This is a genomic window from Virgibacillus sp. M23, assembly GCF_034190895.1.
GTDB lineage: Bacteria > Bacillota > Bacilli > Bacillales > Amphibacillaceae > Virgibacillus > Virgibacillus salarius.
Genome location: NZ_JAWDHA010000094.1, coordinates 1 through 9,859, shown reverse-complemented (window position 1 = coordinate 9,859; position 9,859 = coordinate 1). Strand labels below are relative to the sequence as shown.

General features: G+C 36.3%; 9 protein-coding genes. 6 read left to right on the top strand and 3 right to left on the bottom strand.

Going from position 1 to position 9,859, the window contains the following annotated elements:
• The first annotated feature begins 136 nt into the window (after positions 1 to 136).
• Positions 137 to 1,054, top strand: coding sequence for an ETX/MTX2 family pore-forming toxin (locus RVS70_RS20720; RefSeq protein WP_051388441.1), 918 nt, complete (start codon positions 137 to 139; stop codon positions 1,052 to 1,054).
• Between the two features lie 74 nt (positions 1,055 to 1,128).
• On the opposite strand, the gene RVS70_RS20715 is transcribed toward RVS70_RS20720, so the two are convergent.
• Complete coding sequence (locus RVS70_RS20715; RefSeq protein WP_026682709.1) at positions 1,129 to 1,524, bottom strand: hypothetical protein; 396 nt, start codon at positions 1,522 to 1,524, stop codon at positions 1,129 to 1,131.
• Between the two features lie 270 nt (positions 1,525 to 1,794).
• Between RVS70_RS20715 and RVS70_RS20710 the strand changes: the two genes are divergently transcribed.
• Positions 1,795 to 2,463 (top strand): TraR/DksA C4-type zinc finger protein, encoded by a 669-nt coding sequence (locus RVS70_RS20710; protein ID WP_026682708.1) that lies wholly within the window; start codon positions 1,795 to 1,797, stop codon positions 2,461 to 2,463.
• A gap of 74 nt (positions 2,464 to 2,537) precedes the next feature.
• On the top strand, positions 2,538 to 2,744 hold the full coding sequence (locus RVS70_RS20705) for a zinc ribbon domain-containing protein (RefSeq protein WP_026682707.1): 207 nt from the start codon (positions 2,538 to 2,540) through the stop codon (positions 2,742 to 2,744).
• A gap of 53 nt (positions 2,745 to 2,797) precedes the next feature.
• On the opposite strand, the gene RVS70_RS20700 is transcribed toward RVS70_RS20705, so the two are convergent.
• Complete coding sequence (locus RVS70_RS20700; RefSeq protein WP_026682706.1) at positions 2,798 to 3,580, bottom strand: hypothetical protein; 783 nt, start codon at positions 3,578 to 3,580, stop codon at positions 2,798 to 2,800.
• 307 nt (positions 3,581 to 3,887) lie between these two features.
• A complete protein-coding gene (locus RVS70_RS20695; protein WP_026682705.1) occupies positions 3,888 to 5,246 on the bottom strand; it encodes a S1C family serine protease in 1,359 nt (452 codons plus the stop codon).
• A 305-nt stretch (positions 5,247 to 5,551) separates the two neighbouring features.
• Here RVS70_RS20695 and RVS70_RS20690 point away from each other — a divergent pair, with 305 nt between their 5' ends.
• The 3 genes from RVS70_RS20690 to typA all read left to right on the top strand — a co-directional run bounded on the left by RVS70_RS20690 (position 5,552) and on the right by typA (position 9,486).
• The gene (locus tag RVS70_RS20690) at positions 5,552 to 6,244 is read left to right on the top strand and encodes a response regulator transcription factor (RefSeq protein ID WP_121604521.1); all 693 of its coding nucleotides are present in this window, start codon (positions 5,552 to 5,554) and stop codon (positions 6,242 to 6,244) included.
• Entirely contained in the window at positions 6,241 to 7,569 is a 1,329-nt protein-coding gene (locus tag RVS70_RS20685) for a sensor histidine kinase (protein ID WP_121604522.1), read from the top strand. Before RVS70_RS20690 ends, RVS70_RS20685 begins: the two co-directional genes overlap by 4 nt.
• Before the next feature lie 87 nt (positions 7,570 to 7,656).
• A complete protein-coding gene (gene typA, locus RVS70_RS20680) occupies positions 7,657 to 9,486 on the top strand; it encodes a translational GTPase TypA (RefSeq protein WP_166530320.1) in 1,830 nt (609 codons plus the stop codon).
• Positions 9,487 to 9,859 lie beyond the last annotated feature (373 nt).

Below are 9,859 nucleotides of genomic sequence, written 5' to 3'. Positions count from 1 at the left end.
ACCCGGTTAGAATATTCTGTACTCTGATTAAACGCTTTATCCATCAATACATTCAATGAAATGGTGCTTGATTAATTCTAAGAAAACAAGAGTATTTTGAAGATAATTAAAGTATATAGAGGGAGGTAGTAGTATTATGAATAAAAAAACTTTAGAAGGCGTGGATGTAACTTCAGGATTATCAGAAAAAGCATTTGCTGAAAATGCTAATAATGCGAGACAAGGAATCATAGTTGTAGATTTAAATAAAAAATTAGATGACATAGGTTATATTTACTATGATGAACGTTTGGCAGGTACTATTCGTGATAGTATGTATACTCTTTATGACAAACCAACCAGCGTCACTACAAATTTCAATCTTGAAGTTGATCCTAACAGCGTAAGAAGCGACTTCAAATTTGAAGATGTCACCCCGTTGTATTTAGGACATAATGAATTCAACAATACAACAGACACAGAGCAATCGTTTAATACAGCCACCTATACTAAAACAGTAACAGAAACTACTAGTACTTCGATGACAAGAGGATTTTCTATCAATGGAAAAGGAAAAATTTTTAAGTTGCCATTGATTTTAAAAGAAGGTACGGAAGTAACAGGTGTGTTTAACTCTTCTGATACAAAAACTACTACAAATACAGAAACCATAACGTTGACTGCACCAGCACAAAATGTAAAAGTACCAGCTCATAAAAAGTATAAAGCAACTACTTATCTTGAACAACAGAGTTACAAAGGTCCTGTTTACTATAAAGCAGTGGGTAGTAACCTTCGAACAAATATTCACACTAAGGGTATGTGGATAGATTATAAAGGAACACCACATACGAAAAAATATCAGTTTAATGAAGATACGGGATACTGCTGGAATAGCTTATCTGATTCTGGAAAAAGTAAAGTCCAAGACATTACGATTAATGCACAGTCTAATCAGATGCATTTTGAAGGGGTATCTCAAGCAAATGGTGTTTTCGGTAGCAAATTAGTAGTAAATATTTATGATATAACAGATGGAAATAAACTCGTAGAAACCAGAAAAGTAGCATTTTGAGAACATTTAGTTAGATAATATCTTTTTCGCTGAACCAGTACGGAAGAGCTATGTAAAAAATAAACCCTCGCATTTTAGCGAGGGTTTTCCTTCTCTAATCTTCTCAATTGATCCACAAATCCATCTTTCAATTTAAACTTTGTACCGTACATATACTTTTCCATGATGTCCCTTGTCATTTCCCTTAGTTCCTGCGGCGTGAATTCAATTAATCCAGATTCGCCACGGCTTAGCCACTTATAACTTGTATTACCAACTCTTTTCACATCGACATGATACTTCGTATAAAGTTTTTTCTTTGTTTCAATTTGCACTTGTCTTAATCGATCTATCACTGCATCAATCATACTAATGTACAAATTAGCCATAGTAAAATCAGCAGCAATAAGCTTTTTATCTTGTTCATAAACTTTTATAGCCATTGGTATTACAATAAAATCCTGTATTAGCTGTTTTAATTCAGTATTCATTTAATCACCCTTAAGAACATTTGTTCTTATTTTAGCATATGATGTGACACTTTATAATATGTAACGATAATAAATAAAAAACGTAAATAAGCAAAATATATTATTACACTATGTCCGATAAAGTGTTATATATACCCAAAAAATATTGTGAAGAAAGTGAAAAACACCTATTTACTTATTGACATGATTTGGGAGCAAAAATAAAGAATGTCGTTGTCCAATCTTGTGCATAGTATAATTACATATTTATAAAAATGGAGGACGATCTTCATGATTTCGAACCAAGAATTAGCGGCATGCAAGTCGGCCTTATTAAATAGACAAACAGAACTAATTAATCATGTACAAGACCATCTCGGGATGACGTTAGAGACAGCCCAGGAATCAGTTGGGGAGCTGTCTAATTATGATAATCATCCAGGTGATACGGCATCAGAGTTATTCGAAAGATCAAAGGATCTAGCTTTAAATGAACATGCAGAGCGAGAATTAGAAGAAATAAATGCAGCCTTACATGCGATTGAAGAGGGAACATATGGAATTTGTAGCGAATGTGGGGCAGATATACCTTACGAGCGATTGGCTGCTATCCCAACTGCAGATCGTTGTATAGAGCACGCCAATAATAATGTGTTTAAACAGCATCGTACAATAGAAGAAGAGGTGTATAGTCCCAATATTAATCCCGATGATACGTCTGAGGAATTACAGGTTGAATATGACGCAGAAGATGCTTGGCAGGAGGTAAGTGTATACGGTACATCTGAAACGCCTTCTGACTTATATGGAGATAGAGAAAACTATGATGAAATGTATCCGAATAGTGATGGAGCGCCAGGTGCTGTAGAAAGTGTAGAAGAATTTCTAGCAGCTGATATTCATGGTAAGTATACACATCCAGCAGCAAATCATAATAAGTACGAAGAAGATTTGGATTAGGTATATTTGGCATACATGAAGATGTGAAACCTTTTGCTCCTCATTTCGTATTACGATATAAGGAGTGATCGAAATTGAATGAAAATAATGGATGTATTAAATGTGGAAGTACGGATGCGGATCAAAAGGAAGTTGCAATGACTGGAACGGGCTTATCAAAGATGTTTGATATGCAGCATAATCAGTTTATAGTCGTCTATTGCAAGAACTGTGGGTATTCTGAATTCTATAATAAGAAGAGCTCTACCGGTAGTAACATCTTTGATCTCTTCTTCGGATAAGTAAAAACACCCCTATTTCATATGACTTGAAAAAAGGGGTGTTATTTTTATAATTAGAAACCACTAAATATGCTATCCATGAAACCGCCAAAAAATGTTCCGACTACGTTTTGTAGTAAAAGACCGGATAGGATAAACGAAACTAAATATAATCCGATTAACACATATATTCTGTCATAGCCTTTTGCAGGTTTTTCTAACAGGATTAGTGTAGGGATAAATAAAATGGGTCCAAGTAAACTAACGAAAAAGAACGTACCTGCAAATGGTAAATTAATTAAGCTAAGTAATATACCAAGAACATAAATAAACATATATGGAACAGTATATGCACCTGTTTTGGCTAATACATCATAGATGGTTAATGATTGCGCTGTTAGCTTCGAAGCCGCAAATGTTAATCCGGAAACAATCACAAATAAAACAAGAAATTGTAAGAGTGGAAGAATAAATCCATCTAAAAAATTAACGGTCATAAACATACTACCAATTTGCATCATCACCAAATAGGTACCTAAAGCAATCAAGACGGAAAATAAAACCATTGTAATAACACCAGGCACTAATTCATGACCCGTTATGTTTTTGGCTTTGCTAGGAGCCTTTATTAATCGCATAAAAAAGGCTCCAAAATTTGCCGATTCTTTTTTTACAGTGGCTGTGAAATCATTTTCCTTCTTTTGTGATGCACCTGAATGAGCCTGCTCATGATGGATTTCCTGTTCTTTATTTTCCTCTGGCTCCGCAGATGCTGCTGGCTCATCTGCTAAGAGAGCACCACAGTTGGTACAAAACTTTCCTTTCTCTGTTTCTTGTCCACAACTTGGACATAGCATAATTAATCACTCCTTTATATGTATTTGTATGCAGTATAACTCTTCCAGAACTAACTTCGACATAATTAGTAATATTCCTTGTTTTTTCATTACTATTTTTTCATTATAAGTGAAATTAACTTCTTGCTTCAATGGATAATATCGTTTTTTCTCTGTATGCTCGGGTGAAGCATAGCGATATAAACAGTATAGCGCCCTTAATGTGAACGATGGGCTAAGCGTAATCTTTCTTTCCCATAATAAAAAACTGCCGAGAAGAGCATTTCTCGACAGTCTAGGTATGTTCATCAAGCGTTTGTTTGAATACTTATTGGTTTGTTGCGTTTTCTGTATTATTTTCTTGCGCTTGTAAGGTTAATTCTACGGTTTGTTTTTTTCCGCCGCGATAATACTCTATTTCAACTTTTTCTCCAACTGTTGCATCTGAATACAAAAATTGACGTAACTCTAGTATCGAAGTAATTTCGTTTCCATTAATTTTTGTAATGACGTCAAATTGTTGTAGCCCAGCTTTGTCTGCTGCGGAGCCATTTTGCACATCTGCTACTACCATTCCACCTTTTACATCCTCAGGTAATGCAATTTCACTGCGATATTGCGGTGGTACCTGACTAAGAGCAGCTGTACTTATTCCTATTAAAGGTCGTTTAATTTCGCCATCTTTCTCTAATTGCTCCAAAATTGGTAGTGCTGTATCTACTGGAATCGCAAAACCGATACCTTCCACTTCTTGACGGGCAATTTTCATGGAATTTATTCCGATGACCGCACCATTTTCATTTACTAATGCTCCGCCACTATTTCCTGGATTAATTGCCGCGTCTGTTTGAATAACCTCGGTTACCCAATCTGGTTGTCGATCACCATTAGTGTCAATATCGATCGAACGATTTAATCCACTTACGACACCTTTTGTAACTGTATTGGCAAACTCCATACCAAGAGGGTTACCAATAGCCATTACAGTTTCTCCAACCTTTAAATCTTTTGATGATCCCATATTTGCAACAGTTGTAATTTTATCTCCATCTACCTCCAAGACAGCTAAATCAGTTAGTTCATCCGTACCTAATACGGTAGCATTAAGGCGTTCTTCTTCATAATTAAGTGCTATCTCTACTTCCTTAGCTCCTGCAACCACATGTTGATTAGTGATAATATATGCCTTGCCGTTTTCCTTTTTATAAATAATTCCTGATCCAGTTCCGGCTTCTTGGCTTTCTGTCCAAACGCTTTGCTGTTGCATATTGATTACTCCTACCACAGCTTGTGATGTCTCTTCAATATTAGTAGCAACATTTGCATCATCGGAGGCAAGTGTTTTTATAACGTCAGCTGTTTTGTTCCCATTATCGGAAGCAGTGTTGCCATTATTACCTTGTTGATTTAATGGGATTACATTGGTTAATACTAATGCTACTATGAGCACTACAGATACGATACCACCTGACAGTCCTCCAAGGATAAAGTGTAGCGCAGATTTATTTTTAGGAGGTTTATTGCGTTCCTTGGAGGCTATATATGTTTCGGTAGTACCGGTATCTGCATTATTTTGGGATTCATCCCGTATATGTTGATTATCTGATAATGGCTGTTCGTCAATAGATTCCTGCTCATTAGAGTAACCACTAAAATCTTTGTTCTGATTTTCGTCTTTATAATCCATTTTAGCTCACCCTTTATGACAAATTTTAAACACAGGCTATCGAGACAAGCATCTACAAACGTCGAGGGGAGTAGGGGAGACGCTTATAAATACTGTCCCTTAGCCTGAATATAAGTAAACGGTCACTTCCTCACGCAGTCATGCTGCGTATGAATGAAGTTACCATTGATACATTTATTGTAGCCAAGCAGTTTGGGATTCATTTGGTATAAATGTGGAAAAAATGTGTAAAAACATTTAAGTGTTCATCATGCAGGATTTATGTGAAAATAGAAGTAATTAATTTCGGGAAAAGGTGGCAAAACATGAACTATCATATTGGCATCGTTGAAGATGACCCAAATATTCAAAATATCGTTTCTGCTTATCTTAAGAAAGAAGGATTTAACGTAACCTTATCGGAAACAGCAGAAGATGCTTGGGAGATTTGGATGAATGAACCACCAGATATGTGGATCCTAGATATTATGCTTCCTGGTATGGATGGTTACGAGTTTTGCAAAAAGATACGTAATGAAAGTGAAGTACCAATTATTATTATCTCTGCGAAAGATGAGGAAATTGATAAAATTCTTGGATTAGAACTTGGTGGTGATGATTATTTAACAAAGCCATTCAGTCCAAGGGAGCTTGTAGCTAGAGTTAAGCGATTATTTAAACGATCTGTCATCGTACAAGAACAAAAAGATATGACGCAGGAGAAAATAACTGTAGATCATTTGGTGATTGATAAAAATGAACGACGAATATTTTTTAATACGGATGAATTTGAAGTTACGACAAAAGAATTTGATATGTTGCTAATCCTAGCGGAGAATGTAAATAGGGCATTTTCACGAGAGGAACTGTTAATTAAAATTTGGGGAAATAATTATTTTGGTAGTGATCGTGCGGTCGATGACCTTGTTAAACGAATTCGAAAAAAACTACCTGATTTGCCATTGGAGACTGTTTGGGGATACGGTTATCGACTTCGCTATGAGGGAGAAGCAGAATGAAGCTACAATCCCAATTGAATGCTGCCTTTACTGCCTTATTACTCGTAGTAATGACAGTTACAGGCTATTTCATTTATTCATTAATTTTAGATATGCTTATCCAAGACGAGCAACGACAATTAAAACAAAAAGGTGACCTTCTTATTGAAGTATTAAATGAGCAATATGGAAGACCCGATATTCAAAACTTAAATAGCTTCCTTCAGGATCAGGATTTACAACTTTTTCTTTATGACCGCAATCAGAATGCAGTTTTTTATTCTACGCTATCCAATAGTGTAGCAACTGAATTCTTTAAATCCAATGATTTTGCAGATACAAGTAAATCATTATGGGAATATAAAAATGACAAGTATGTAACTTCTCGTATTCTGCTTGTACCGGAAAGTACTGGATTAGAATTAATCTTGCTAACACCATTAAGTGATATTGAGGTAGTTCAACAGAATTTTATATTTCGGTTGTTAATTGTATTTTTGATTGGTGGAGTTGCTGCAACGATCATCAGTTATTTCTTCACACGTAAATTAGTAACACCGCTCTCCCAATTAAAACGACAACTGAAGAAAATCGAAAAGCGACAATTTGATTCGATGGATCGAATTAATGCAACAGGAGAAATCAAGGAAGTGGAACAAAGCGTGTATGAAATGGCAAACGAATTACAACGATACATTAATTCACAGCAAACCTTTTTCCAAAATGCGAGTCATGAGCTCAAAACACCATTAATGACAATACAGGGATATGCAGAAGGCATTAGAGATAAAATTTTTGATGAGAAAGAGGAAGCGAAAGGTCTAGAAGTTATGGTTTCTGAAGTAAACCGGTTGAAAAAGATCATTAATGAAATGATTTTGCTTGCTAAACTAGACAGTGAACCAGATGTTTATAATCCTGAGAAACTCCAACTATCACAAATTATGGAGCAGGTAGTTGATAGAGCATTACCATTAGTAAGTGAAAAAGGAATTGAATTAGAACATGCCATCGATGGTTCTCCAGAATTGTATGCAGATGGAGAGAAACTATTACGTGCTTTAGTAAATCTGGCATTTAATGGGATTCGTCATTCGAAATCGTTAGTTCGGCTTACTATTACAAAACAAAATAAGAAGGTTGTAATTATGATTGAAGATGACGGGGATGGAGTACCAGAAGAATTAATACCGCATATTTTTCATCGATTTGTAAAAGGTAAAGGTGGCGAAACTGGACTGGGTCTAGCAATAGCCCGTGCTATTATAGAGCAATCAGGAGGGAAAATTACGGTTGCGCGTTCCGAATTAGGAGGAGCAAAATTTAAAATTGTTTTTACCGGTTGATTATTTTTAAAACTTTTACTCTATGCTGGTTATTGTGTTATAATTGAATGGTTTGAATCATCTCGTAAAGAATAGAGGAGCGTACGTATGCAATTAAGAAAAGATATTCGCAACATCGCTATTATTGCCCATGTAGACCATGGTAAAACAACATTAGTTGATCAGCTTTTAAAATATTCTGGGACTTTCCGTGAAAATGAACAGGTCAATGAACGTGCTATGGATTCCGGTGATATTGAAAGAGAACGTGGGATTACAATTTTGGCAAAGAATACAGCGATTAAATATAAAGATACAGCCATCAACATTCTAGATACACCAGGGCACGCAGATTTTGGTGGAGAAGTAGAACGTATTATGAAGATGGTGGATGGAGTTGCATTAGTTGTTGATGCTTATGAAGGGACAATGCCACAAACACGATTTGTGTTGAAGAAAGCATTAGAACAAAAACTAACACCAATTGTTGTGCTTAATAAAATTGATCGTCCTAATGCACGCCCACATGAAGTAATTGATGAAGTGCTTGATTTATTTATTGAATTAGGTGCAGATGATGAGCAATTAGAATTTCCTGTTGTATATGCTTCTGCATTAAATGGTACCTCGGGTCTTGAACCTGAGGAACAAGAGGAAACAATGGATCCAGTATTTACGACTATTCTTGAGCATATTCCAGCACCAGTAGATAATCGTGAAGATCCACTACAGTTCCAAATTACGTTACTTGACTATAATGATTACGTTGGAAGAATTGGAGTCGGTAGAGTAGTTAGAGGAAAAATAAGTGTTGGTCAGCAAGTGGTTGTCCTTAAAAAGGATGGTACTCAAAAATCATTCCGCATTACTAAACTGTTTGGATTTATTGGCTTAAAACGAATAGAAATTCAAGAAGCAGTAGCAGGCGATATAGTTGCAGTAGCAGGTATGGAGGACATTAATGTTGGTGAAACGATATGTCCGCAGGATCATCCGGAAGCATTACCTTGGCTACGAATTGATGAGCCAACACTACAAATGACTTTCCTTGTTAATAATAGTCCATTTGCTGGTAGGGAAGGCAAATATATCACTTCACGTAGGATAGAAGAGCGCTTGATGAAGCAATTAGAGACAGATGTCAGTTTACGAGTTGAACCGACAGACTCTCCAGATGCTTGGGTTGTTTCTGGTCGTGGTGAACTCCACTTATCCATTCTAATTGAGAACATGCGGCGGGAAGGCTATGAATTACAGTTGTCTAAACCACAGGTAATCATTAAAGAAATTGATGGCGTTCCGTGTGAGCCAGTAGAACGTGTACAGGTTGATGTTCCAGAAGAATATACGGGTGCAATTATGGAATCACTTGGTGCAAGAAAAGGTGAAATGCTTGATATGGTAAACCAAGGGAATGGACAAGTTCGGTTAGAATTTAAGGTTCCATCTCGTGGGTTATTAGGCTACTCTACTGAATTTATGTCACAAACACGTGGTTATGGAATTCTAAACCATACCTTTGATGATTATGAACCCGTGATTAAAGGTCAAGTTGGTGGTAGAAGAGAAGGAGTACTTGTTGCTCTTGAGAATGGTAAAGCATCTACTTATGGGATTATGCAATTAGAAGATCGTGGCGTTATTTTTGTTAATCCAGGAACAGAAGTTTATGCTGGTATGATTGTTGGTGAACATAATCGTGACAATGATTTAACTGTAAATATTACCAAAGAAAAGCACTTAACAAATGTGCGTTCTGCTACAAAAGACCAAACCGCAACCATTAGAAAAACTCGTGATATGTCTCTAGAAGAAGCTATTGAGTATTTAAATGATGATGAATATTGTGAAGTAACACCTGAGTCGGTTAGATTACGTAAAAAAATCTTAAATAAAAATGAACGAGAGAAAGCAGCAAAGAAAAATAAACTAGGCTAAAGGATGAAGGCACCGAAAGTAGATGGATTACTTTTGGTGTTTTTGCTTATTGTTTAGGAAATTATAAAATTTGCCCATGTGGTTAAATATGGGAGTGTTGAGCTGCGTTTAGCTCCAGCGCCCAGAAACGAGGCGACTTCACGAATCGCCCTAATCTAAGTCATCATCGGCTCGCAAGCTCATCGTGCTTCCTTTATCTCCGTTGACAGTCGCTACGTTTCTAATCGGGCGCTTGCGCTTTTGTGCTAAGTTAAGAAAGTATAAAATCAGTGCAATGACTGCGTTAAGCCAAGTAGTTATTTTGAAATGTTTGATGTATATTGGCAATGCTCCGACTAATTACTTCGCTTTCGGCGGGCACGGCCTCAACTAA

Bases quoted from the DNA above. Each gene is read 5' to 3' on its own strand.
- RVS70_RS20720 (WP_051388441.1), top strand. From the start codon at position 137: ATGAATAAAAAAACTTTAGAAGGCGTGGATGTAACTTCAGGATTATCA.
- RVS70_RS20715 (WP_026682709.1), bottom strand. From the start codon at position 1,524: ATGAATACTGAATTAAAACAGCTAATACAGGATTTTATTGTAATACCA.
- RVS70_RS20710 (WP_026682708.1), top strand. From the start codon at position 1,795: ATGATTTCGAACCAAGAATTAGCGGCATGCAAGTCGGCCTTATTAAAT.
- RVS70_RS20700 (WP_026682706.1), bottom strand. From the start codon at position 3,580: ATGCTATGTCCAAGTTGTGGACAAGAAACAGAGAAAGGAAAGTTTTGT.
- RVS70_RS20695 (WP_026682705.1), bottom strand. From the start codon at position 5,246: ATGGATTATAAAGACGAAAATCAGAACAAAGATTTTAGTGGTTACTCT.
- RVS70_RS20690 (WP_121604521.1), top strand. From the start codon at position 5,552: ATGAACTATCATATTGGCATCGTTGAAGATGACCCAAATATTCAAAAT.
- RVS70_RS20685 (WP_121604522.1), top strand. From the start codon at position 6,241: ATGAAGCTACAATCCCAATTGAATGCTGCCTTTACTGCCTTATTACTC.
- typA (WP_166530320.1), top strand. From the start codon at position 7,657: ATGCAATTAAGAAAAGATATTCGCAACATCGCTATTATTGCCCATGTA.